Source organism: Enterobacter sp. R4-368 (assembly GCF_000410515.1).
In the GTDB taxonomy this organism is placed as follows: domain Bacteria; phylum Pseudomonadota; class Gammaproteobacteria; order Enterobacterales; family Enterobacteriaceae; genus Kosakonia.
Genome location: NC_021492.1, coordinates 1 through 22810 on the forward strand (window position 1 = coordinate 1; position 22810 = coordinate 22810).

The 22810-nt window shown below is 48.5% G+C and carries 27 protein-coding genes; 16 read left to right on the top strand and 11 right to left on the bottom strand.

Annotation, left to right across the window (positions count from 1 at the left end):
* Nucleotides 1–63: 63 nt before the first annotated feature.
* Both H650_RS23540 and H650_RS23545 read left to right on the top strand, forming a co-directional pair.
* Nucleotides 64–1211 (top strand): IS3 family transposase gene (locus H650_RS23540; RefSeq protein WP_110093664.1). Its coding sequence is split into 2 segments (ribosomal slippage): nt 64–301 and nt 301–1211, totalling 1149 coding nucleotides; the frame shifts between segments, so codons are not numbered across the junction.
* Between the two features lie 97 nt (nt 1212–1308).
* Complete coding sequence (locus tag H650_RS23545; RefSeq protein WP_016495505.1) at nt 1309–1935, top strand: hypothetical protein; 627 nt, start codon at nt 1309–1311, stop codon at nt 1933–1935.
* Between the two features lie 74 nt (nt 1936–2009).
* Here the strand turns inward: H650_RS23545 and H650_RS23550 are convergent, their stop codons facing one another.
* The 3 genes from H650_RS23550 to parM are packed head-to-tail and all read right to left on the bottom strand — an operon-like array spanning nt 2010 to nt 3927.
* A complete protein-coding gene (locus H650_RS23550) occupies nt 2010–2270 on the bottom strand; it encodes a hypothetical protein (protein WP_016495506.1) in 261 nt (86 codons plus the stop codon).
* 14 nt (nt 2271–2284) lie between these two features.
* Nucleotides 2285–2953 (bottom strand): plasmid partitioning/stability family protein, encoded by a 669-nt coding sequence (locus tag H650_RS23555; RefSeq protein WP_016495507.1) that lies wholly within the window; start codon nt 2951–2953, stop codon nt 2285–2287.
* 2 nt (nt 2954–2955) lie between these two features.
* On the bottom strand, nt 2956–3927 hold the full coding sequence (gene parM, locus H650_RS23560; RefSeq protein WP_189660128.1) for a plasmid segregation protein ParM domain-containing protein: 972 nt from the start codon (nt 3925–3927) through the stop codon (nt 2956–2958).
* A 261-nt stretch (nt 3928–4188) separates the two neighbouring features.
* Between parM and H650_RS23565 the strand changes: the two genes are divergently transcribed.
* From H650_RS23565 to H650_RS23595, 8 genes are all read left to right on the top strand, one after another.
* Complete coding sequence (locus H650_RS23565; protein ID WP_016495509.1) at nt 4189–4533, top strand: hypothetical protein; 345 nt, start codon at nt 4189–4191, stop codon at nt 4531–4533.
* 91 nt (nt 4534–4624) lie between these two features.
* Nucleotides 4625–4867, top strand: coding sequence for a hypothetical protein (locus tag H650_RS26165; protein WP_016495510.1), 243 nt, complete (start codon nt 4625–4627; stop codon nt 4865–4867).
* Nucleotides 4868–4918: 51 nt separating this feature from the next.
* Nucleotides 4919–5068, top strand: a complete 150-nt coding sequence (locus tag H650_RS26170; protein ID WP_016495511.1) for a hypothetical protein — start codon at nt 4919–4921, stop codon at nt 5066–5068.
* 428 nt (nt 5069–5496) lie between these two features.
* Entirely contained in the window at nt 5497–5940 is a 444-nt protein-coding gene (gene umuD, locus H650_RS23575) for a translesion error-prone DNA polymerase V autoproteolytic subunit (RefSeq protein ID WP_016495512.1), read from the top strand.
* Nucleotides 5928–7202, top strand: coding sequence for a Y-family DNA polymerase (locus H650_RS23580; RefSeq protein WP_044489848.1), 1275 nt, complete (start codon nt 5928–5930; stop codon nt 7200–7202). Before umuD ends, H650_RS23580 begins: the two co-directional genes overlap by 13 nt.
* A 510-nt stretch (nt 7203–7712) precedes the next feature.
* Nucleotides 7713–8474: a replication initiation protein RepE gene (repE, locus tag H650_RS23585; RefSeq protein WP_016495514.1), complete on the top strand. Its 762-nt coding sequence runs from the start codon at nt 7713–7715 to the stop codon at nt 8472–8474.
* A 696-nt stretch (nt 8475–9170) separates the two neighbouring features.
* Nucleotides 9171–9806, top strand: coding sequence for a division plane positioning ATPase MipZ (locus tag H650_RS23590; RefSeq protein WP_016495515.1), 636 nt, complete (start codon nt 9171–9173; stop codon nt 9804–9806).
* A 2-nt stretch (nt 9807–9808) separates the two neighbouring features.
* A complete protein-coding gene (locus H650_RS23595; RefSeq protein ID WP_016495516.1) occupies nt 9809–10117 on the top strand; it encodes a ribbon-helix-helix domain-containing protein in 309 nt (102 codons plus the stop codon).
* Between the two features lie 61 nt (nt 10118–10178).
* Here the strand turns inward: H650_RS23595 and H650_RS23600 are convergent, their stop codons facing one another.
* Nucleotides 10179–11519: a DUF8534 domain-containing protein gene (locus tag H650_RS23600; RefSeq protein WP_016495517.1), complete on the bottom strand. Its 1341-nt coding sequence runs from the start codon at nt 11517–11519 to the stop codon at nt 10179–10181.
* A gap of 194 nt (nt 11520–11713) precedes the next feature.
* Entirely contained in the window at nt 11714–12508 is a 795-nt protein-coding gene (locus H650_RS23605) for a PD-(D/E)XK nuclease domain-containing protein (RefSeq protein WP_016495518.1), read from the bottom strand.
* A 397-nt stretch (nt 12509–12905) separates the two neighbouring features.
* Between H650_RS23605 and H650_RS23610 the strand changes: the two genes are divergently transcribed.
* Nucleotides 12906–13109 carry a hypothetical protein gene (locus H650_RS23610; protein ID WP_016495519.1) on the top strand — a complete coding sequence of 68 codons (204 nt, stop codon included), beginning with the start codon at nt 12906–12908 and terminating at the stop codon, nt 13107–13109.
* Between the two features lie 293 nt (nt 13110–13402).
* Nucleotides 13403–13654, top strand: coding sequence for a hypothetical protein (locus H650_RS23615; RefSeq protein ID WP_189660126.1), 252 nt, complete (start codon nt 13403–13405; stop codon nt 13652–13654).
* A 129-nt stretch (nt 13655–13783) separates the two neighbouring features.
* Here the strand turns inward: H650_RS23615 and H650_RS23620 are convergent, their stop codons facing one another.
* From H650_RS23620 to H650_RS23635, 4 genes are all read right to left on the bottom strand, one after another.
* The gene (locus tag H650_RS23620) at nt 13784–14044 is read right to left on the bottom strand and encodes a hypothetical protein (RefSeq protein ID WP_016495521.1); all 261 of its coding nucleotides are present in this window, start codon (nt 14042–14044) and stop codon (nt 13784–13786) included.
* 610 nt (nt 14045–14654) lie between these two features.
* On the bottom strand, nt 14655–15434 hold the full coding sequence (locus H650_RS23625) for a site-specific integrase (protein WP_016495522.1): 780 nt from the start codon (nt 15432–15434) through the stop codon (nt 14655–14657).
* Entirely contained in the window at nt 15431–16153 is a 723-nt protein-coding gene (locus H650_RS23630; protein WP_016495523.1) for a hypothetical protein, read from the bottom strand. The genes H650_RS23625 and H650_RS23630 overlap by 4 nt, the downstream gene beginning before the upstream one ends.
* Nucleotides 16154–16195: 42 nt before the next feature.
* Complete coding sequence (locus H650_RS23635; protein ID WP_016495524.1) at nt 16196–16543, bottom strand: hypothetical protein; 348 nt, start codon at nt 16541–16543, stop codon at nt 16196–16198.
* A gap of 1118 nt (nt 16544–17661) precedes the next feature.
* Between H650_RS23635 and H650_RS23640 the strand changes: the two genes are divergently transcribed.
* The 3 genes from H650_RS23640 to H650_RS23650 all read left to right on the top strand — a co-directional run bounded on the left by H650_RS23640 (nt 17662) and on the right by H650_RS23650 (nt 19538).
* On the top strand, nt 17662–18087 hold the full coding sequence (locus H650_RS23640; protein ID WP_016495525.1) for an ester cyclase: 426 nt from the start codon (nt 17662–17664) through the stop codon (nt 18085–18087).
* Between the two features lie 130 nt (nt 18088–18217).
* Nucleotides 18218–18577, top strand: a complete 360-nt coding sequence (locus H650_RS23645) for a winged helix-turn-helix transcriptional regulator (protein ID WP_044489865.1) — start codon at nt 18218–18220, stop codon at nt 18575–18577.
* A gap of 322 nt (nt 18578–18899) precedes the next feature.
* Nucleotides 18900–19538, top strand: a complete 639-nt coding sequence (locus tag H650_RS23650) for an NAD(P)-dependent oxidoreductase (RefSeq protein ID WP_016495527.1) — start codon at nt 18900–18902, stop codon at nt 19536–19538.
* Nucleotides 19539–19813: 275 nt separating this feature from the next.
* On the opposite strand, the gene H650_RS23655 is transcribed toward H650_RS23650, so the two are convergent.
* The gene (locus tag H650_RS23655) at nt 19814–20719 is read right to left on the bottom strand and encodes an NmrA/HSCARG family protein (RefSeq protein WP_016495528.1); all 906 of its coding nucleotides are present in this window, start codon (nt 20717–20719) and stop codon (nt 19814–19816) included.
* A 139-nt stretch (nt 20720–20858) separates the two neighbouring features.
* Here H650_RS23655 and H650_RS23660 point away from each other — a divergent pair, with 139 nt between their 5' ends.
* Nucleotides 20859–21776 (top strand): LysR family transcriptional regulator, encoded by a 918-nt coding sequence (locus H650_RS23660; protein WP_016495530.1) that lies wholly within the window; start codon nt 20859–20861, stop codon nt 21774–21776.
* 180 nt (nt 21777–21956) lie between these two features.
* Here H650_RS23660 and H650_RS23665 read toward each other — a convergent pair whose 3' ends face one another.
* A complete protein-coding gene (locus H650_RS23665) occupies nt 21957–22745 on the bottom strand; it encodes a sulfite exporter TauE/SafE family protein (RefSeq protein WP_016495531.1) in 789 nt (262 codons plus the stop codon).
* Between the last annotated feature and the right edge of the window lie 65 nt (nt 22746–22810).

Sequence of the window (22810 nt, forward strand, 5' to 3'; positions counted from 1 at the left end):
TGAATCGCCACGGGTTTAACAGACACCTCAGAGTCATTTAAGATGACTTAAAGAGAGGTGCCCATGAGCGGTAAGCGTTATCCTGAAGAGTTTAAAATTGAAGCAGTCAAACAGGTTGTTGATCGTGGTCATTCTGTTTCCAGTGTTGCAACACGTCTCGATATCACCACTCACAGTCTTTACGCCTGGATAAAGAAGTACGGCCCGGATTCTTCCACTCATAATGAACAGTCAGATGCTCAGGCCGAGATCCGCCATCTTCAGAAAGAGTTGAAGCGGGTTACGGACGAACGGGACATATTAAAAAAAGCCGCGGCGTACTTCGCAAAGCTGTCCGACTGAGGTACGCCTTTATCCGCGACAACAGCCGTTGCTGGCCTGTTCGTTTGCTCTGTCGGGTTCTGGATGTCCATCCGGGTGGATTTTATTTCTGGCTTCAGCAGCCGCATTCGCAGCGTCACCAGACAGACCAGATGCTGACCGGGCAGATCAAACAGTTCTGGCTTGAGTCTGGCTGCGTCTATGGTTATCGCAAGATCCATCTCGATCTGCGTGATACCGGGCAGCAGTGCGGAGTGAACCGGGTCTGGCGGCTGATGAAGCGTGCCGGAATAAAAGCTCAGGTTGGGTACCGTAGCCCACGAGCACGTAAAGGCGAAGCCAGCATCGTGACACCCAACAGGCTCCAGCGGCAGTTCAATCCGGACTCACCTGATGAGCGTTGGGTGACGGACATAACCTACATCCGAACCCACGAAGGCTGGCTGTATCTGGCCGTGGTGGTTGACCTGTTCTCCCGAAAAGTTATCGGCTGGTCAATGCAACCCCGCATGACAAAAGAGATTGTCCTGAACGCATTACTTATGGCGGTGTGGAGGCGTAATCCTCAAAAGCAGGTACTGGTTCACTCTGATCAGGGCAGTCAGTACACGAGCCATGAGTGGCAGTCGTTCCTGAGATCACACGGTCTGGAAGGCAGCATGAGTCGTCGCGGTAACTGCCACGACAACGCGGTTGCGGAAAGCTTTTTCCAGCTACTGAAACGCGAACGGATTAAGAAAAGGATCTACGGAACGAGAGACGAAGCCAGAAGCGATATTTTTGATTACATCGAAATGTTTTATAACAGTAAGCGTCGGCATGGTTCGAGCGAGCAGATGCCACCGGCTGAATATGAAAACCTGTATTATCAACGGCTCAGAAGTGTCTAGATTATCCGTGGCGATTCAAGAAGCAGTTCAGGTACACTGTAAGTGTTACAGGGCGTTATCGTTGCAAGCACATATTATTATATTCATGGAGTTGCTAATGCGTACCATTTCATCTGAAGAAATTGAAGGTAAAGCACAGATTATTACGGAGGGTTTTAAGGGAATTTTTACGCCCTATGAGGCTTTTTATATCCACTCCTTACTTTACTGTTCAGGCAGGTGTCTTGAATCATTCAATCGATATGAGGGTTTAAAAAATAAGGAGGTTCTTCCGGAGTACCTTATAAGCATCACCCAGGAAGCGGTGGGCCATGCCGCTGCTTTGTCCCGTTTTTTCTGGCCATCTCCTCAGGGGAAAAAAACTCAGCCTAATGTTCAAAGGTTGAAATTTTCGCGTGGTGAAAGGTTGAGAACTGCTTTTGATTTGGACGAGAACTCAGCTCTGTTCAATCGTGACCTGAGAAACGCTTGGGAACATTTTGATGAGCGTTTAGATTTGTTCCTGCTTGAAAAAGACAGTGGAATTTTTTTTCCGGAATGTAGACTGGGCAGCCATATGGAAGCTGACGAACAAGGTAATCATATTTTTAAACTATTGGATCCAAACAGTGAGTGCCTTGTTCTCATGGGAGCCAAATATTTCTTCACCCCCATCCGTGATGAGGTATCAAGAATTCATAAACTTTGCCTGCAGTTTGATGAGAATGGAGGGGTTTTACGCTAAAAAATCCAGCGAGACTGTAAGCGCATAAAAAAACCCGCCGGTGGCGGGTTGGGAGAGATTAAGTAATACAGCAGTTAACGGCGGCTTTTTTCCTGCTCATCGAAAGCGAGTAGCACACCGAGACAGACGAGAACACCGTAGATAGCCTGGAGCAGGATGGTCGCCCACAGGCTTGCATGATCCATAATAATCAGTGGAATAATGAACAGGACGCTGAGCAGCAGCAGCCCCCGCCCTGCCTTTCGCATCCGGTTGTTCAGCTGCGCCTCCGGAACACCGGAGCGGCGTAACAGGTCGATCACCAGTTTTTCAGTACTCTGTTTAAAACGTCCCATTGGTAGCCATCCGTTTATAGTATTTTTTTCATGTTCCGTCGGAGCACCGACGTGTCCTTTGCCTGCACCGATGACATTTCACTCTTTCCATCTGCGTTAGTACCGGTTCTGTCAGGATGACCGGAAACCGTAACACCGGCTATCTGAGCGGCTAGCTGCCCCAGCGCTTTAATGTCGGTCGGAGGAACCGGCATACTCGCAAGCAGTCGGGGGAGACGCGGATCAAGCGTGTGCAATGCAAATCCGGCGACTATCAGGTTACGTAACAACACGCCGCGCTGGCGGGAGGTGGTGCCCTCAAGAAGCACAGCTACCTGCCGGGACTCCGGATTGTCCGGTAATAACAGCGTGAAGCGTCTGCGAGCCGTATTATCTGACTGACCTGTCTCCCCTTCCGTTACTGTCGGCAGTGTTTCCGCCGGCGGTAGCAGTGCACTGTCATACTGCCCTGTCAGCGCAACAATCAGGCTGACAAGCTGGCCATATCGCAGCTGGCCGTCAAACAACTCCGTCACCAGGCCAGGAAGCCGGTTATCCGCCTGGTAAAGCACACTGCCGGCAATAGCGGCAGTGCGAATGAATTCCCCCCGCAGCGGCTGGGAGACAGTTTCCAGCGTACCGGCAGCCAGCATGTCAGTACGGTCATCAGAGTGAAGATAAAAGGAGTATTTGCCTGCAGGCACGGTCAGCCCTCATGGTGATAACGGGCTATCTCCCTGGCCAGGGCCATCTGCGGATCGCTGATGACCTCAATTCGTTCAGCTGACAGGGGCCAAGCTTTACGAACTGACGGCTCAATCAGTGGAGCTCCGCCACCGACCAGGAAAATCCGGTTCACGTTCCGGTGTCTGGCCAGCTCGCTGACGACCTGAGAACCCAGGGTGTCGATAGCTTCCTCAATTTTGTCAGTAACATAATCAATTCTGTTCCCATCATTAATGATGCGGTTCAGAAATGCACGATCTTTCCGGTTGCGTACAACAGTATCGGCAATCAGCGGGCTGGTTTCACTTTCGGCAGCACGCAGTGCAGCCTGAGCCGCCCGCGTCACCATCGATACTCCGACAGAGGGGTTACCGTGCACTGCGCTGATATCTTCAAATTGACCAACAATCACACCGGCATCAAGCGTGGTACCACCGATATCGATGATGAGGGTGGTTTCCGATGGCGCCGGCTGCAGTTCCGCCAGGCGGGTGAAGGCTGCCGGCAGGGATTCCGGCATAACGGTAACATCGGTTATGACAAAGCGTTCACGCTTGTTTACCACAATATCCCGCAGCAGATTCTCGCGTTTGCGGCGGATGTTCGCTTCATTTTTCTGGCAGTCCTGATCGTAGTATTCGCTCAGGGGCAGCGTTACCGTGAGTGAGACCTCCTGGGGTAGCAGCCCGCTGTTCAGCAGGGCATGATGTACCGCCAGCAGGTTCAGATCGCCGTACTGGTATTCAACATTTGTTGTCGGCACCGCATCCCGGCTGACACTGTCCCAGGTGTATTTCAGGTTACCGATCTGATAATTGAATGCCCCGGTCCCGAAATCCGCAACTTTCCAGCCATGCCGGAAGGAGTTCGCCGAGAGGCGGGTCTCAAGTTCGTCGCCCTCAAACCAGGCCAGCTTGATGTTGGTTGAGCCGTCGTCACAATATATATTTATCATAATGCACCTTTTGATAATCTCAATTTGAGAACATCATAAAGCAACATCTCATAAATGTAAATATAAAATACTCAATATGAGTATTAATAAAAACTCAACCTCTAGACACAACCTGAGTAAGGCACATACAACAGGGCAGTAGTGGGGTCAGCGAACCATTTATCTGCGTTATGCGAAGCCGGTACCGCTTTCCGCCTCCTCGTTCTGGTAAAGTCACCTGTAAAAGTTGTGTTACGGTATATGAAAGGAAGACAGAATATGGATTTGAGAAAAGCAGCGTCAAAGGCCTTTGGAAAAAAGGGAGCGAAACTCAGTACCGGTGAATACAAAGAACTTGCGGATTATATCTCCACCATCCTGGAGCTACACGCCAGCGGGAAAATCATCAAGGAAAGTGCGATATCTGATCTTCTGGATATTGCCACCGCGATTGACGTGGGAGAAACAGCGGTAGTACGCAATACAATCAGAACTCCGGAAGAAATCATACAGCGCTCAGACAACCATCCGGGAAACCGGTCAAGACGCATGGAAAACTGGCCGAGCACAACGGGTAACCCCTCAGGCGGCAAAAGAACCAACGCTCCTGCCCGCTTAAAATAGTCAGTATTCACGGTTCAAATCATTAATAGCATCGGACAACGATCCTCGTCTGCCGGGATCTGTAAAAGTACATATTAAGGAGAATAAAACAATGTATGAAAGCTATACACATCAGGCACTACCGTCTAAACAGTACAGAGAACTGCTTGGCACCGCGCTTTGCGTTTTTAATTCAAATAACAGCTTTGTTATTGAAAATATACTCAATAAAGATACCAAAAGAAAATACAGCTGGTATGAATTGATTGATAAAACATCGGGGCGACTTAAAAAGCCAATAGCAGAGACAATAACTCAGGCATCAGATGAGAAAATAGCTAATAGTTTCAATTAATTAGTGCTAATTCGTAACAGAATAATGCATAGTTATCAGGTTACCGCTGAAATGGATTTACCTGGTGATGATGCCAAACAAATACTTTCAACCAAATATGAAAATGGTTACCAGGAATATATCACTGAAGAATTCCTCATGAATTTTATAAAGAAAAATGATGAGTTTTCCGCAATGCTTGAGGAATTCAGAAGATGCTGACTGTTCTTTATTCCCCCATCACATTTACATCAATTATAGCGAGGATATAATAATAGAGTTTACTGCCGGAAATGTAATTTTCTGTCCCCTTCCGCGCAAATATACCCTTCTTCTGATGTCCGCCCGAAATGCACGCTGTGCCGACCTGTCCTTTTTTAGAAATTTCACTGGTAATGACGCCCGTCCAGGTCGGTTGTCGCTGACAACCGACCTGTATTGATCCTCTCTTTTCCACGTCGGCACATGACTGGTTTGCTACGCCTGTGATGCACAAAACAAGACCAGGAGGGAGCTAAAGAGATAAAAATAATTTCTCTATTTTTCATTTAGTTAATTGATAAAGATTACGTCTCGCTTGAAAGCACAGGTGAAACAAATTAATAATACTGTATATATAAACAGTATAAATACAGATGAGGAATAGCGTTATGAAGCTGGTAATGCTGACCCCTACACAAGCAAACGTGCCTGTAAATCTGCCATTATTTCTGGAGATGGTGCCCTGTGGTTTTCCGTCTCCCGCCCAGGACTATGTGGAGAAAGAGCTTGACCTGAACGAGTACTGCATCCGGCACCGCAGCGCGACTTACTACCTGCGCGCCCACGGAGACAGCATGCAGGACGGATTTCTTTTCAGTGGTGATCTGCTGGTCGTCGATAGTGCCATGAAACCGGTGAACGGCGACATTGTGGTGGCCGGCATGGGCGCGGAATTCACCGTGAAGCGACTGATTACCCGGCCCCGGCTCTGTCTGCAGCCCATGAATCCTGCTTTTCCGCCCATTTATCCGGATCCGGATGAACTGCAGATCTTCGGCGTTGTTACTCACATCATTCACCGGACGCGCGAGGTGATGAAATGTTTGGACTAGCCGACGTTAATTCGTTCTATGCCAGCTGCGAAAAAGTATTTCGCCCCGACTTGCGTGATAAACCTCTGATTGTTCTAAGTAATAATGACGGTTGCTGCATAGCGCGTTCCAAGGAAGCGAAGCGGCTAGGCATCCGAATGGGTGACCCGTGGTTCAAAATTCGCGAGCAGCAGTTTCCAGAGCAACTATTTGTTTTCTCGAGTAATTATGAATTATATGCCAGTCTGAGTAACCGCGTGATGGCCTGTCTGGAAGAGCTGACTCCAGGCGTGGAAGCATACTCAATCGACGAGATGTTCCTGGATCTCCGGGGGCTGGAAACCGCCATCAGTTATGAGGCATTCGGCACGCAGCTGCGCGAACATGTTTATGCCTGTACCCGGCTCACTATCGGCGTCGGAATGGGTCCCACCAAGACACTGGCAAAATCAGCGCAGTGGGCGTCGAAGGAGTGGCCAGCGTTCAGGGGCGTGCTGGCGCTGACGCCAGGAAATCCCGCCCGCACAGCAAAGATGCTTTCACTTCAGCCTGTCCAGGAAATATGGGGGGTGGGCAGCCGTATCGCTCGAAAGCTTAACACAATGGGGATTACCACCGCACTTCAGCTGGCGCAGGCCAACACCGCTTTTATCCGTAAAAATTTTAATGTGGTGCTGGAACGCACCGTCCGGGAACTGAACGGTGAGAGCTGTATTGCGCTCGAGGAAGCTCCGCCACCGAAGCAGCAGATTGTATGTTCCCGGTCGTTTGGCGAGCGTATCACTACGTATGACTCCATACGTCAGGCTGTCTGCCAGTACGCGGAGCGCGCCGCCGAAAAACTGCGGGGAGAACGCCAGTACTGCCGGCACATTTCAGTCTTTATCAAAACCTCCCCCTTCTCTGCCACTGAACCCTACTACGGCAACGTGGCAAGTGAAAAACTGCTTACGGCCACGCAGGACACACGGGACATTATTGCAGCCGCTGTCCGCGCACTGGAGCGTATCTGGCGCGACGATCACCGGTATGCAAAGGCAGGGGTCATGCTTAATGACTTCAGCGGTTCCGGCATTGCCCAACTGAACCTGTTTGATGAGCAGCCTCCCCGCCCGCACAGTCAGGAACTAATGAGTGTTGTTGACGGGATCAATCATTCCGGGCTTGGCCAGGTCTGGTTTGCCGGGCGTGGCATAGCCCCTCAGTGGAAAATGAAACGGGAAATGCTGAGCCCTGCTTACACGACACGCTGGAAAGAACTGCCCCTTGCCCGTATTGGCTGACGAAAGTGATCCATGCACAGAGCATTCACAAGCACGGCAGGACGCCGTGCGATGGCACTGTCTCACCATACGCACAGAACAGAACTGGTAACCCGGTACAGCTGGACAGGATTCATCTGTCCGGGTGTGCCGGGTTGGGCAAGCCCGGAGGAACCGGGCGCGGCAGCCGTCTTTAATTCTGGATATTGCCCCTGTATATCGAAACTATTTATCCACATATCCACTGGCTATTTTTATAAGATCTTTTTATATAGGTTTTTAGATCTATGTTTTTAGACAGCCAGTCAGCCCAGTACAGGAGCGGTCTCCAGGGCAGTGTCTGTGACAAACTGCCCTTAATCTGTGACATTCTGCCCTCACTCGAGGGGGGCAATCGTGACAATACGCCCTCAAACCTGTGACAAATTGCCCTCTGTTAGAGAACATAATCACAGGGTTATTCATGTCGGTTGACTATCTTTGAATAAATGTGACAATCTCCAGACTTGTCACACTTAACATGGAAAGGTCATGACAGAAACAGCCCTGATCAATCAGCCAAAACGCAAGAACAGTCCACGTATTGTTCAGTCGAATGAACTGACGGAAGCCGCATACAGTCTTTCCCGTGATCAGAAACGCATGCTGTATCTATTTGTCGACCAGATCCGAAAAAGTGATGGCACTCTCCAGGAGCATGACGGAATCTGCGAAATCCATGTTGCTCAGTACGCCTCAACGTTCGGCCTCACTTCAGCTGAGGCGAGTAAAGATATTCGCCAGGCCCTCAAAGGGTTTACTGGTAAAGAGGTGGTCTTCTATCGCCCAGAGGAAGACTCCGGGGATGAGAAAGGCTATGAAACTTATCCCTGGTTTATTAAGCGCGCCCATAGCCCCGCCAGAGGGGTATACAGCGTGCATATCAACCCTTACCTCATCCCTTTCTTTATCGGCCTTCAGAACCGTTTTACGCAGTTTCGCCTTAGCGAAACTAAAGAGATAACAAATCCCTATGCGATGCGGTTATATGAGTCGCTTTGTCAGTATCGCAGAGCTGATGGATCCGGAGTGGTTTCACTTCGTGTTGACTGGCTTATGGAGCGTTACCAGCTGCCGCAGAGCTATCAGCGTATGCCAGATTTTCGTCGCCGTTTCCTGCAGGCCTCCGTTGATGAAATCAACAGTCGTACCCCCATGCGCCTTTCGTACATTGAAAAGAAAAAAGGTCGCCAGACCACACATATCATATTTACATTCAAAGACATATCCTCGCTTTCGCCAGCCATAGAATGAGGGCAGATTGTCACATCTGTTCTTTGAAGTTCAGGGCAATTTGTCACACAAGGCTGCTCAGTAGATGGCTCTTCCGTACCCTGAAAAAATACAACTGAGGGCGATTTGTCACACTTCATCTCGCAGCGTCTTCTGTTGAGTGACAAATTGCCCTGAGATCTGGCTCTGCAATGAGTGCAATTTGTCACTGGAAGTGCGTGATGTCCTTACTTTTGCAGTAAGGGTTATTTGTCACAAATCACGGCTGTTATCACTCAAGGCAATTTGTCACAAATGGGTGAACATGCCTGTGAGGGCAATTTGTCACAGATGTCTTTTGGCCACCTTTGTTGGACTAAAATACGCTTCGCGAAAAGTAAGTGTGTGCATGGGCTGACCTCGCTACCACATCACTCCATTCCTATATTGCGCCAATATAAATGGTTCATTCAACCGGACCTTCCAGGTTCAACGGATAATTCTTTCCACTTGACAGGTTCTGTCAATCCACGTGGGCTGAACAATTCGTTACGGGAGGAAATTGAATCTCGTAAGTCATAAATCATAAGTATGAAATCATAAAATAATACTTATGATCTCATACAAATGAAGTCATATGTATGAAATAATACATCATAAATATTCTTTGTTAATTGACATTAGAATATAGTCAATGTAATAAATCATACTTCACAAATCATACTTATGAGGCTTGGAATGATTACAGTCATCGGTGGTAATAAAGGTGGGTCAGGAAAGACAACAACCGCAGTGAATATTGCCGTTGCGCTGGCGCTTAAAGGGCAAGACGTTTGCTTACTGAATGCTGATTTGCAGCGTTCCGCCGCAAAATGGCATGCGGAGCGTGAAGCCGCAAATACAAAACCCACAATCACTTTGATAGAAAAATTCGACAACCTGACATCCACCTTACGTGCCCTCGATGAGAAGTATTCTCATGTCATCGTTGACGTTGCGGGACGTAACTCCCGTGAATTCATAACTAGCGGTGTTGCCGCGCATCAGATAATTGCTCCACTGCAATGCTCGCAACCTGATCTGGACACGCTTGTAGAACTACAACAACAGATTGAAGCAATGCGTGACCTTAATCCTGACCTTAAGGTTTTTTGCCTCCAGAGTATGGGAACTACCAACCCGGTATTACGAGGCAACGAGAGAAAGGAGTTTCTTGAGTATCTGGAAGAGTTTCCAACAATCAAAACAATGGAAACTGTCATTTGCTTCCGTAAGGTGTACAGAGATTGTATGAGTAACGGAACCGGTGTGCTGGAAACTGAAAACAAAGCTGCAATTGAAGAGATTGAGCAACTAGTGTCAGAGGTATTTTGATCATGGTAAAAAAACCCAGCATGCAGGCTTCAGCAACACGGACGAGTGTTACAGACGAAGAGGCAGATGCGCTTGCACGACGTCTGTCAGATAAGCCGTATGGCTCGCCTGAGAAAATTGAAGAAGTTAAGCCAGAACAAGAGAAGCAGTGCCGCACAACGATATCTCTTGGGGAGTCGATGCTGCGGAAAACAGAAGATCTTGCGCTACAAAACAAACGAAGCGGTAAAGACCCCAAAAACGTAAGCGCTATAGTCAGAGAAGCTCTGGAACTATACTTCGAAAAAGTTTCAATAAATATGAACTCATAATTCACACTTCATAAGTATGATTTATTAAGTATTAATAAGCCTTCTTTCGGAGGCTTATTATTTAATCTGGAAGATTCATGAAGATGCCAAAAACATGTCTCGTGAAAGTTTTATCCAGCTCCTGTGGCCAGCGGGGAGGATCAGTCTGAAATAAACCCAATTGACGCATCCCTTTGTGCTGTTCCGCCTTTCGTTCACAGTAATCATCATCGGTATATCCCATTGTTTCAACCACCACAGTATGCTGTTTCCCGCCAGGCTTGGTAGCAGTCACAATGAAATCGGGCAGCACAAACCCTTTTTCTCCGTTCAGAGTAACTTCGATATCAAAAAGCGGTTTTTCGAGACTCAGAGTCGGCGCATCCGGTTTTTTTGCAAGCCAGCCCGCAACTTCAGACAGGCTTTCGAGGGTGGTGCGCTCAAGGCCGCTGTCAACCGGTACCGGGCATCCCCGGCGGAAGAGGGCATGTGCATAGCCTTCGCTACAGATAACCGTGCCGTCCATTCCCCGTCGAAAGGCCAGAATTACCCAGTAAGGTGGGCGTGCACCGTCCTGAGCTTCGCCATTAATACTGACTCCGCGCTCCGGACGAAACTGCCGCTCTCCGTCCGTCCAACGAAACGAGACTTCATCGCGGGTTACATGATCGGACATAAAAATCTGAAAGAACATGCGCGTCCTCCCAGCTGGCCAGTGAGTGTCCGGACGTTCGAGCTCCTGCATCAGTTTCTCCATGCCGTGTACACTCATCGCCGGTGAAAAACGAACAATATCTGAAAGCCTGCGATCACGGATAAACTCGATATTTTCCGTAACAGTCCGAAGTGCATTGACGGATTCGGTCACTCCACGAACCGGAAGGGGATGCAGCGTAGTCATACGGTTAAGTCCCGCGTCCTCTATCAGTGAAAGCAGCAGGCGCGCAATACGCGAACGCCGAGTCCGGCGAGTACGATCATCTGCCGGAGCGACCGGACGCGCCGGAGACTTAATCCGGGTTTCGGAGTCGTCAGGCGGCAGAAAACTCCGGTAACTGATACGCTGGCTGCCAGCTGTTTTGCGGGTTCCGGAGGAGGTAGCACCGGTATCGCCACTGAACGGGCGGTACATCGCGCAGTCTGGCGCATGTTCATGGTTAAACCCGGCCAGAAAAAGTGTGCCAGTATCCTGCATAAGGTTAGCGCTGTTCATCGCCGGCGAATCGCCGGGCACACAGTCACACTGCAGCCAGGCTTCCCTCTGACGCATTTCCAGGAGAACCTTTTCTGCCAGCACGTATTGCTCACGCCCGGCGGAAATCCGCCGCCCGGACACGTTCTTGACGGCCGTTTCTTCGTCGTTGTCCAGCCAGCGAATAAGGCCGCCCCGAGGAGCTTTTTTACGGACAAGTTTCATGGCCATACAGAAGGGGATCCTTTTCTGCGTGAGTAAGTCGTCTACGGAATTGATCTGCTGCAAAGCAGATCACCGAGCAAGTTCATGGCCATTATAATCATCAAGAAAGCTACGAGCGAGAATGCGTATGTGACGCTTATCATGTAATTCCCTCGCCACTTGGGCGCTCCGGTAATTCTGTCCAGATGTAGTAGTGAGTTTCAATTCTGGGCTATCACCACTCTGGTCTTGCCTTTTGAATCGTCCCCCTCCAGATCGGCAATCACACCTTTCGGGTTATTCACCCATCCGTCCGGGTCATAAACAAAACAGATCAGCGTGTCACAGTTCGGATGGGCGCGGTAACGGGCCATATCAATTATCAATTCTTCTCCGATTTGCCTCGCCCCCAAAGACTTACGAGTTTTCTTAACCTCAATAACTATCTTCTCTTTTTTAAGTAAAAAGTCCTGTCTGGAGGAAGAGCCAGCATAACTCGGCGAAGCCTCTTCCGGTCTGACATCATCGAAATGCAGGGTGAGAAGTGCATGAACCAGATCCTGAACGTCATACTCGTCATTAACCTCAATGGTTTCTCTGTCATTATATCGTTTTTTCAGTTGGCGACAGAACGCTGGAAATCTTTCAAGAATGTTAATTAGCAGATCTAAACTATCAGTTTCTTTAAATACTGAACTTGAATTCCGAGTGAGAGCATAATCCACGTCAGCTTTAGCGGCGTCGAAGGTCGGTTTTAATTGCGTGGTGAGAATCTCATAGTTCGAGACATAAAAACGTTTCAGAGCCCTATTAAAGTCATTATAAAAATCTGAATCTTTTCCGTAGCTGTCTTCAAGTAACTTTTTAACGCGGCCAATCCATGTCTTGTACTTTCCTGAATCAACATTCATGCTGTTTGCTTTAAGTAGAGTGTTGTATTGCATATTTTTGGTTGATAAAAGATCTTGATAGTCTGCTTCAAGTGAGTCAAACCGTTCTGCTAATGTTTTCTGCATGATAGTGCTGTCCGTTGTGCTAATTGAGTCATCTCGGAATATACCATGTCACTGCTTATTCACTCATATTAGACTTTCAGGTAATTCTGTTCAGTTCCGCTAGCGGAGACAGAACAGCGCGTATAAAATTAGACCAGACCAGCGTTCTGAGTGGTTATGATGGCTGCGCGGCCAGATCCCAATCTGCTGGCACATCGGCATAGTGTCAACTGCTGCAGCTCGTTTTTCTGCTGGCATTCCCCGCCATCGATATGCGGCAGCGTTCGCAGAACTACCGATAAATCCCGTCAGGTTACGTAATTCCCCGCGCCACCAGGCACAACCGCTACTCGCCTGGTAGAATAATAGAAAATTCCCCGGTCAGGTAAGATAGAGTTATTAACTAGAGGATAAGCTAATGAAAAATGAAAAAATTGTATTTAAAGACTTTACGCAGCAAGAGGTACAAGGCGCTACTATTTATTCGACACGTAATGAAACGACTGAAGAAATATTAGCCCGTATCAATGCATGGCTAGAGCAGCAAAATGGCACTGTAATTAATATGGAGACTTTATACTTCGATAAGAAATTAGTTTTACGGGTATGGATGAGAAGCTAGATAGCACCTGCCATCAGGCCGCTTGAGCGGCCTTTTTTACGCTCCTCGTTTAATTCCCCCTTCCGTTAGACATTCCGGTCATTCTGTCCAGTTCTGCTGGCTGCGTGGCTGAATGCAAAGTTGCAGGCATAACGCGCCATCGATGCGCCGGTGGACTCGCAAAACTGCAAGCATAGAGCCACTTTGCGGAACGCATGCACAAGCTTATCCATCCTGATCAATCATCATTCGTCATATAGACATTGCAGGTTTTTCCTATAGAATAGGGTTCTATTTTTAACTCTAAGGAGTGCATGATGAATAAAGAAAAAGAGCTCATAGAATATCTCGAAGACAGACCATGTGTTTTAACTGGCAAAGATTATAGACAAGTAAAAAAATATTATTTTGCTCTATTAGAATTATTCCTTGAGAAAGGAATAGATATGAAAGAAGATGCAGTTGGAGAATTATTAGAAATACTGTCTGCTACTGATAATGGAGATCGCGCCACCGTATTAAACATCACCCAACATCCAGAAGAAGTAGCAGATCGCTTTAAATGAATAGAATAACTCAGACAGGTCACATAGTTTTAGATTTAGTTGTAGAAATTTAGTTTCGGGCATCAAATAAGCACGAAACTAAATTGCAGATCAATTAAAACGAAAAAAAATACAAGCTCTTAAGAAAATTTAAATTAAATTCCCTACATACAACGCCAATTCATTATGCTGCTTTTCCGTTATTTCATCTCTTAATAAAGAGGCCAAAATAAAGCCAATAGCAATACCTTGATTATACCTATCAGCATTTCTACCAGAAATTATCTCATCAATCGCTTGAGCTAACGCCCAGCAAGCTGGTAATGGCATATGTTGAATGATAAATGAAATATTGGAAGGCAATTTTGATAAAGCTTCAGCAGCTTTTCTTTTTATTTCTTCTTGATTCATGATTTTCCATTGCACCTTATGCTTGTCAGTACATCTAGTGATACATTAATAGGATACTATTTAAATCGCAAGAAACTTAACCTGCGAGATTTTGGTCCGTATGCATTCACGAATGAATTCTACCAATTCTCCGTTAATTCTGGCCAGTCGTTTTCCCGAAAAGTCTAAGAATTCACTTGGCCTACAGCTGTTACTGTTTACCGCGCTCTGGACACCATAGCCTCGCCGTTCACCGTCTAGATCACTCTGGCCTAATGTGTTACCGCCGCCAGCCTGGACGGCGCGGTGATTCTGTCCAGATCTAATCAGGTGATATCCGACCATTTACAAAAAAACAGTCCGACTACATAAAAAACTATCCGTCCTGGACATTCCGACACTATCGGAAAAAATGTCCAGTAAATATTTTTGGCGATCGTATTTATTATTCTTGACCTGCAAAGCAAACCGTGAATTCTGCTCTGAACGGGCGAGGGGCTGGAAATACCCGTCGAGCATGTCAGGCGGTCACATTCGGGTATGCTTAATGTGAGCTGCAGAACTGTTGCAGGGATCAGGGGTACACCCGTCAAATGAACCACTCATCTGTTACCCCTGCAACGGTGACCACTTATAAGTGACCTTTCAGCAGGGCCACGGCCTCCGCGCCGGGCATCTGGAACTGCACCCGGTGCCGCGCCGCGACATCGAGCGCAAACACCTTCGTGTACACTTCCGTCGAGCTGATACTTTTATGCCCCATCAGGCTCTGCAGCACCTTGAGCGGAATACCGGCATACAGCATGTGCATGGCATAGGAGTGGCGGAAGGTGTGCGGCGTCACCGGCACGGAGAACGTCACGCCGTCGGCCGCTGCGGCGTCCACGGCTTCACTGATCCACGTCCGTGCCGTCCGGTCGGTGATCTCCCACAGACGCGCCTTTTCCGTCCTGCCGGTGCGCCTGTTTTTGCGTTCCAGTGGTATTTTCAGGGTGGCCACCATCATCTCCAGCTGGCTGACGTACTGGCTGTCGGACAGCGGAACCAGACGATGCGCCTGACTGCCGGCCGGCGCACGACCGGCCGTTCTGGAGGCTTTTTCCGCGCGCTGTTTCAGCGTGGCCAGCTGCACGAACGGGTACGGCGGCGCCAGCGAAAAATCCCCCCGCGTCAGGGCCAGCGCTTCGTTGATGCGCGCGCCGGTATTCCAGAGTGTCGCCAGCAGCATCCTGCGGTGAAGATCCGGCACGTAGTGGAGCAGGGCGCTCACTTCCGGCGCCAGCAGGTATTTCGGCAGTTCATCGTGTACAAGAGCCATCTGGCGCAGCGCAAGTGCGGCCGGATAGTCGATGGCCACAGGGAGCGACGGTGGCGGATGCAAAGGATGAGAATAGGGAATAACGCCGCTCATAATTCCAGGTTCTCCGGGTAGTTCGGATCAGCAAACATTTTTCTTTCTTCAGCGGCTTGTTTAGCCCTTCGACGACGCTCCTTTCGCCACACATCCCACAGAACAGGCTGAGCAGACAAAGGCGAAACTGCAAGAGGTGTATCGGGAAATCCGGCCATCTTGCGCAGACGTCGGGCCTGAATGATGGCTTTAAGCCCCAGACGGGCATACTGATACCGGCGCTCACGGAAGTATTCTTTACGCTCTCCATCCGGGGCTGCATAGCCAGCGACAGCGATATCTTTATGGGCTTCCTTCTGAAGAACCACGAGTTCCCTGATTCGGTACATCAGACGTACATCGAGAACCTGCCAGTCTCCACTGACGTCTTTGAAACTGAGGTCAGGAAAGTCGACTGTTGGTACGAAGGTGTGTTGAAGAAATTCACCATCTATATCTTTATCTTCATCTTCATCTTCACCCAAGTCCGCAGCAACATCGGAGCAGGATTCGGCGAACTTTTCCAGCAGGAACACCAGTTCAATGGAGATAAATTGCCGTGCCTGTTTTATTTTTTTCTCTGCAGCCTCCCTTTCTCGTTTGCCGGTGAAGTAATGAGTCATTCTCACACCGAAAAGGGCGGCGCCGGCAGATGAAACCGCCGTGATGATCTGTGGCCACAGGCTGGCGCTGTCCTTCACGACCTTCACGCCTTCGGTGGCAATAAACCAGTCAGCCATAGTTGTTCCTTTATAATGAAATCCCGCCATTAATCGCAACGTTTATGGCCCCCTGCGAGCTTTCTTCTTGATGCCTTTAGGCTTAGTCAATTCTGCCAATTGGCCCTCGCACAGCGAAATTCGAATGCATTGTTCCTCTATACGAGCTGATATGTGAGTAATGTTAGTGCTGTTCTGCGTATTTCCTGTGGGACGGGGGCGCGGTAGCAGAGTCCATTCCTGAGCATCCTCATCCCATTCAGCAACTTCCTCACCTTTTGAATTCAGAATCACAAAATAGTCATCGCCATTGCTGTCTTTAGTCTTTCGTAAATACACATCGCCATATTCCATATTGACGATAAAGACGATCTCCCTAATCTGAGATTCACTTCCAGGCACCTCTGTCATTTAGCGTCCTTACGATTAATTTTTTAAATAGTCACTCAGGGTAATTATGACGAGCGGCAGAACTATCTGCGCACAACCCTGCGTCTGTCACTGGGATGATTTTTCCATGCCGTCATCATTTACACGATGATAATAAGCAGCCATATAGCCACGCTGTTAAATTACCGGATGGCCGTTCCGGTCAGATCCGATTTATTGCCTATTCACCATTTTCCGGAAGTGTACCACGGTGAGGAAATAATCATACCGCTGTTTTCTGCTGTTGCGCGCCGGGTCACGCGGCAGGGGAGAGGCACAACATATAGCGTCATGATCAACTGATAACACCGCTACATATTGTATTTCCTGGCCGCTGCGCGCCGGGGTGCGGAAAGAAGATCCGGGACTACCTTTTTTCGGATCTCGTATAGGGAAGAAAACAATTGGTGCTGATAGGGCACTAATTATCTTTGATTATTGCGATGAATGGATTATTGCCTTTCAGGAAGGGAATGTCGCTGATTATTGCCCTGAGTGGATAAATCAGCCTGACAGCGGATCAGCGACAAAGTGACACGTATCATTTTCACCCTGAACGTCCTGCCTGACCTCAGGCATCGTGTCCGGTCAGTAAAGTCCACTATGTGCCAACAGCGGACCTTCAACTCAGTAAACTCGTCAGCTCAGTGCAAGGTACGGATATCACCAGCTCGACCTGCTTCAGGGCTAATACAATGTGCCCTTCGGCGAATTATGACTTTTTCATCGACATCACCTCCGCTTCAGGGGGGCTGTATCATCTTGGAATTTTGTTTCTGAATGGAGCAGGATTTTGGATCAGGGGTAGCTTTCACTGCATTAAAAAAAAATGAAAAAATCCCAATAGTGCATTTGACGTAACTGGTGCATTTAGTGAACTATTGAATCGAAAGTTATCATTCGCGACCTGGAGTTTAAGGATGTGAACTTTAATGAATGGCGGACTGAGCCCAGTAGTCATCACATAGCATGTGTCCGTTAGGCTTCAGGCCGGTAGGAATAGGTGTATGCCGGAACGCCCCCTAATTAACTTTATTTTTTAGATATCAAGACCTGTTAACGGGTGTTATTTCTTCCTTTTATTTGCTGAGGTAAACACAATGAGTATCAATCCTTATGGCACGGATCTGTTCACCGCTTTCTACAATTCAAATGATGCCGAAATTGCTTCACAGCTGGTTGAACAACGGCTTTCCGGTTCATTTAAAGACCATTCACCCGTATTTGGTGCCGAACCCAATAAGGCAGGTTTTAAAGCGAGCGTGCGGTTCATAAACAGTGCTTTTAAGCAGGTCTACTATGTGGATCGGGTGATCGAGCAGGGGGATACCGTCGTCGCCATTTGGCATGCAGCAGTGGAGCATGTCGGACAATTCCTTCATGTGCCGGCGACAGGCAAACATTTTTCCCTGAATGGCATAACAGCCTATTCGCTTTCGGACGGTAAAATAACCGGCCACTGGGAGCAATTCGATCAGCTCGCGATGCTACAGGCTCTCGACATCATTCCGGGTTTTGGAAAATAAGAAGGTGATGTGATTATTGCCCAGGGGAGATTTAGCCCGTCCGGAGCCGGGCAGACTACCTCAGAACAGAACGGCCATGTATTATGTTATGGACAACGTGTGTCGACTTAACCAACTCAACTGGATATATATGGGCGGCTATGACCTGCCATCATGTGGCGTTGCGAGATTTCTTTTATTACTGGACGGCCCTTGGGCAACATTGATTGTGAGGGAACTGCTGCGCGGCCCTCAACGCTTTAGTGAGCTTCGGAAATCGCTCCCTGGCATCAGTGCGCATACACTGACGCATCGGTTACGACGCTTTGAAAAAAGCGGGCTGGTTATGCGTACGGCGTTTGCGGAAACCCCGCCGAGGGTTATTTATGAGCTTACAGCTTTAGGGGAATCTTTAGAACCAATATTACTGACAATGAATACATGGGGGCAAAAGTTACCGGATGAGACTCTTTGGTCAGCACTCACTGATAATAATAAACATGAAGAATAGTTTCGATATTTTTCATAATTATTTAACAATAACCACCATCCTTATTAAAAGGCAAAAAAAACTGTTCGACACGAGTAATTTTAGATTATTGAAACAGACAACTCTTGCATCACATTTATATCAACACAGACTTATATAATCATTAGTTATAGTGTGCTTCATAAGTATATGTGAATCTAGTGCATCCTGCTGTCGTCAGGATGAATGCTGTGTACAACTAAAGTAACTATATTGGTAAGTCACTATGAATCTTATCTGATAGGGTTTGTCATCTGTAAATAATTTACTATTCCACGACCCAGTTAACTATAGAGAGTATAAAATGAAAATTGCCCTAATAGCCCCAACAGGAAAAATTGGATTTGAAATTGCCAGGGAAGCTATCCGCAAAGGTCATACCGTTATCGGAATTGTCAGAACTGAACGTGCTGTCCCAAAAGGGCTGGAAGGAATTCAGCTCAGGGTCATCGATATTTCAGATACCGCTGCGTTTGCAAATGCTATCCGTGGTGTGGACATACTTGCAAGTGCATATGGGGTACATGGAGAACACATTGGAACTTTAGTTGATGCTGCCCAGTCTATAGTCAGTGCTGCCCGCGCTGCAGAAGTTAAACGTGTCATTGTTGTTGGTGGCGCGGCAAGCCTGGAAGTGGCTCCCGGTGAAAAACTGCTAGATGCACCGTACTTTCCTTCCGATTATTATCCTTATGGTTTAGCCCATGATAAAGCATATAAAATTTATCAGGCTTCAACTGATTTAAAATGGACGTTCTTTTCTCCGCCGGCGGAGATTGGCCCCGGAGAAAAAGTCGGTAATTATCAAACTGGAGGAAAGGATGTTTTAAAAGACGCTGATGGGAACAGTCGTATTTCCTATGCTGATTATGCGGAGGCGTTTGTAAATGAGATAGAACAGGGGAATAACATCAACAGTATTACGACTGTTGCTTATAAATAATTATATCCGGGAGCAGAGAGCAAATCATTATCTTCTTATCAATGAAACCATGATGCTTCGCTGCACAAACAGATGTTACTGTGACCAGCTCCCCATTCATTAACACGCATTAACAACTATGGGATAAATTACGAACTTCCGTTGTTCGCCCCACGTGGACCTTCAGCTCAGTTAGCACGTCCGCTTCGTGACGGAAGCGGACATATGTTGTTTATTCTCTCTTACTTCTGCGAACGCTGGAACGGGTGAATGAATCAGGAGCCCGGCAAAATGATTTATTTCATGTTGAGTGCAAAATTCTCACGGGCCCAGGATTTGAAAGTTGCCGGTTGAAATTCTGCAACTCTGTTTGCCAGTGCAATCGCCGTTTCATGCGAACCCGGGCCAAGGTAGGTATATTTTTCATAATACGCCAGCGTATCGCCCAGTGCTTCCGCGCCAGGAAAGAAACCGGCATAGACGTCGCGTGGAACCTGTTTAAAGGTTACCGGGTACCCAAGTTGATTTAGCGTATCAACAATCTCACTGAAGCTGAGGAAATCGCCGACCAGTGGCAGATAGTCGCCTTTTCCTGCGAAATCAGGATTTGCAAACGCACCGGCCACGATTTTTCCCAGCTCGTTTATGTCGCCCATATGAATGCAGCGGACGTCGGGGTTAATTGGCAGAACCCATCCATAACTCCCGTCCTGTTGTTTTTGTGGACCAAAGGGGCCGGAGAAGTTCTGATAATAAGCCGGTGGCACGACAAAGGTGTGATAAGTGAAGCCAGCCGCTTTTACCTGGCTGTCTATTCTGGCTTTATTGGTGAACTGCGGGAGCCTGAATTCACCCTGACTGACCGAATCAACGTCGGGGAGCGTGGACCAGATAAAGTGTTGCACGCCGCTTATTTTTGCGGCTTCGATCGCGGATGTTGCCTGCGCCTTCTCATCTGTGCCCTGGCGCCAGTAATCAGTGACCAGAAACACACCGTGTACACCCTTCAGTGCGTCATTAAGCGATTCAGGCTTTTCAAGATCCGCATACAGGACTTCATCAGCCTCTCCTGTATAGCTCTGAGGGTTGCGGGACAAGGCCCGGACCCTGAACTGACGGGCAGCTTTTAGCGCCTGCACCACGCCTTTTCCCTGGTGGCCGGTTGCACCAAACACGGCAATAATTTTCTTTTCTTCTGGCATTTCACACCTTCTGGATATCGTTCTGGATAAATGGCCAGGCAACCTGTTTTGCCCGGATATCGTCAGGGAAAGCTTGCCGCTGAGCGTAATCCGTGACAATACTCTTTAAACTGTCATCACCTGACCGAAAATGATCCATATGGCGCTTGCTGCAGAGACCTCCGAGCTTATTGCGTTTACGAAAACTGTCGATGCAAAATCACTTTCCCGTGCCGCAGCTGAACTGGGCATTCCCCGCGCAACCGTGAGCCGTCGGATCGCGCAGCTTGAAAAAAAGCTGAACGCCCGTCTTCTCCTGCGCACAACCCGGAGCCTGGTACTGACGGAACCGGGAAGCATCTTTTATAAAGAAGCCATTATCGCACTTGAGGCGATAAGACAGGCTGAACAAAGTGTATCCCGAATCGGAGGCCATTTAAGGGGGGACTTAAGAGTATCGATTCCCCCCGGTATGAAAAAAAGCTTCCGCGCGATGCTGTGTGAATTTACAGCTCAGCATCCTATGCTGCGCGTCCATATTCATACCTCCAGTCATCATGTCGATTTACGAAGCGGGGGATATGACGTTGCACTGAGAGCCAGCACTCACATGCAGCCCGGGTTGATTGCCCGCACGCTTTTTCGTGACCCGGTTATTGCCGTCGCTTCACCGGGCTACCTTTCAGGGATGGGGTTTCCTGTCACCCAGCATGACCTTAAAGAGCATCATTGCCTTGTGGGTTTGTCGCGTGGAGAGTTACCCGATATGTACTGGCCTTTACTTTCCGGAGACCGGGTAAAGGTGGAAGGCACCTTTTTTACTGACGATATTTCGCTGCTTTGTGAGGCCGCCTTAAACAGCCGTGGCATTGCACTATTGCCTGAAGAGTTGATTCGCGGACACCTGCAGCAGGGCGCTCTCCTCCCTGTACTGAAAGATATCATTGGTACTGAAATGCAGATTGCTGTCGTATACCCGGATCGTCACTTTTTATTGCCTCAGGTGCGTGCTTTCATCGATGCAGTCGTTATCTGGGTAGATTCAGAACTCGGGGATCAAAAGAGTCGTAAGCGCTAGTTACATGTGCAGGTTAAACAGTTTCTGCCCTGTGTAAAAGTAGTCCTGAGCCCCGACACCGGACGTCCGCTTCTCGCTCTAAGCGGACCTTGAGTGCGGCCCTCCACTTTGTGCCAGAAACGGACGTTTATGCAGATATTGCCGCTGTAAAAGCAACTAAATCTGCAAAGCAGGATTTGCTTAAAGCAACATAGCCACCAGTACCATGCACAACAGCATCACGTAGATTCGCGCGTGCCAGACATCAGGGACGGCGGGAATCACCCGGCGGCTAAATACTATACCCGCCCAGCCAGCCACCAGGAGCAGGCCCAGAATCTTCAGGCTGATAAAACCCACAAAACCGCCTGCCGAAATTTTGTGCCAACCACTTATCGCATAGGTCACCGCACCGCACAACGCCACCGGCAGGGAAAGCGGATTAGCCGCGCTAATACACTCTCGCATCGTATGACCGTGTCGGCGCAACAACGGCACCGTCATTACGCTGCCACCCACGCCCAGCAATGCGGCAATTGTGCCGATTAGCATACCGCCACCGGTGACCGTCAAAAGTGACAAACGACGCGGCGCATTGCCGCTGAAGAAACCTTTGCGCAACAGACAGTCCCCAATTGTCATCAGCATATAAAAAATAAACAGCTCGCGAATCAACACCTCGCTTAATATTCCCGCCAACCACGAACCGGCCACTGCGCCCACTGCGATAAACCACAACAGCGGGAATAAGATGGGCAAAGAAAGCCTGCCCGCACGCCAGTTTTGAAAGCTGACCCAGCCCGCGTTAAAAATCATCACCGCCGTTGAAGTGGCCACGGCGATATGCATCGCATCACTTGCCAGCGGTGGCTGCCGCACCAGCAGCTGGTAAACAAACGGTACCACTACAAAGCCGCCGCCAAAGCCAAAAAGCACTGTTGTCATGCCGGTAGTAAAACCGGCCAGTGCGATAATCATCAGATCGTTCAAAGAAGTATCTCGTTGTGAAAATGAGCCAGCAGCTTATCGCGCCAGCGCACCGCTTCCCATTTGCA

Coding starts and splice junctions, on each gene's coding strand:
- H650_RS23600 (WP_016495517.1), bottom strand. CDS start 11,519: ATGGCCATGAAACTTGTCCGTAAAAAAGCTCCTCGGGGCGGCCTTATT.
- H650_RS23610 (WP_016495519.1), top strand. CDS start 12,906: ATGAAAAATGAAAAAATTGTATTTAAAGACTTTACGCAGCAAGAGGTA.
- H650_RS23615 (WP_189660126.1), top strand. CDS start 13,403: ATGATGAATAAAGAAAAAGAGCTCATAGAATATCTCGAAGACAGACCA.
- H650_RS23595 (WP_016495516.1), top strand. CDS start 9,809: ATGGTAAAAAAACCCAGCATGCAGGCTTCAGCAACACGGACGAGTGTT.
- repE (WP_016495514.1), top strand. CDS start 7,713: ATGACAGAAACAGCCCTGATCAATCAGCCAAAACGCAAGAACAGTCCA.
- H650_RS23630 (WP_016495523.1), bottom strand. CDS start 16,153: ATGGCTGACTGGTTTATTGCCACCGAAGGCGTGAAGGTCGTGAAGGAC.
- H650_RS23640 (WP_016495525.1), top strand. CDS start 17,662: ATGAGTATCAATCCTTATGGCACGGATCTGTTCACCGCTTTCTACAAT.
- H650_RS23645 (WP_044489865.1), top strand. CDS start 18,218: ATGGGCGGCTATGACCTGCCATCATGTGGCGTTGCGAGATTTCTTTTA.
- H650_RS23605 (WP_016495518.1), bottom strand. CDS start 12,508: ATGCAGAAAACATTAGCAGAACGGTTTGACTCACTTGAAGCAGACTAT.
- umuD (WP_016495512.1), top strand. CDS start 5,497: ATGAAGCTGGTAATGCTGACCCCTACACAAGCAAACGTGCCTGTAAAT.
- H650_RS23660 (WP_016495530.1), top strand. CDS start 20,859: ATGGCGCTTGCTGCAGAGACCTCCGAGCTTATTGCGTTTACGAAAACT.
- H650_RS23620 (WP_016495521.1), bottom strand. CDS start 14,044: ATGAATCAAGAAGAAATAAAAAGAAAAGCTGCTGAAGCTTTATCAAAA.
- H650_RS23655 (WP_016495528.1), bottom strand. CDS start 20,719: ATGCCAGAAGAAAAGAAAATTATTGCCGTGTTTGGTGCAACCGGCCAC.
- H650_RS23650 (WP_016495527.1), top strand. CDS start 18,900: ATGAAAATTGCCCTAATAGCCCCAACAGGAAAAATTGGATTTGAAATT.
- H650_RS23580 (WP_044489848.1), top strand. CDS start 5,928: ATGTTTGGACTAGCCGACGTTAATTCGTTCTATGCCAGCTGCGAAAAA.
- H650_RS26170 (WP_016495511.1), top strand. CDS start 4,919: ATGGATTTACCTGGTGATGATGCCAAACAAATACTTTCAACCAAATAT.
- H650_RS23545 (WP_016495505.1), top strand. CDS start 1,309: ATGCGTACCATTTCATCTGAAGAAATTGAAGGTAAAGCACAGATTATT.
- H650_RS23565 (WP_016495509.1), top strand. CDS start 4,189: ATGGATTTGAGAAAAGCAGCGTCAAAGGCCTTTGGAAAAAAGGGAGCG.
- H650_RS26165 (WP_016495510.1), top strand. CDS start 4,625: ATGTATGAAAGCTATACACATCAGGCACTACCGTCTAAACAGTACAGA.
- H650_RS23590 (WP_016495515.1), top strand. CDS start 9,171: ATGATTACAGTCATCGGTGGTAATAAAGGTGGGTCAGGAAAGACAACA.
- H650_RS23550 (WP_016495506.1), bottom strand. CDS start 2,270: ATGGGACGTTTTAAACAGAGTACTGAAAAACTGGTGATCGACCTGTTA.
- H650_RS23635 (WP_016495524.1), bottom strand. CDS start 16,543: ATGACAGAGGTGCCTGGAAGTGAATCTCAGATTAGGGAGATCGTCTTT.
- H650_RS23625 (WP_016495522.1), bottom strand. CDS start 15,434: ATGAGCGGCGTTATTCCCTATTCTCATCCTTTGCATCCGCCACCGTCG.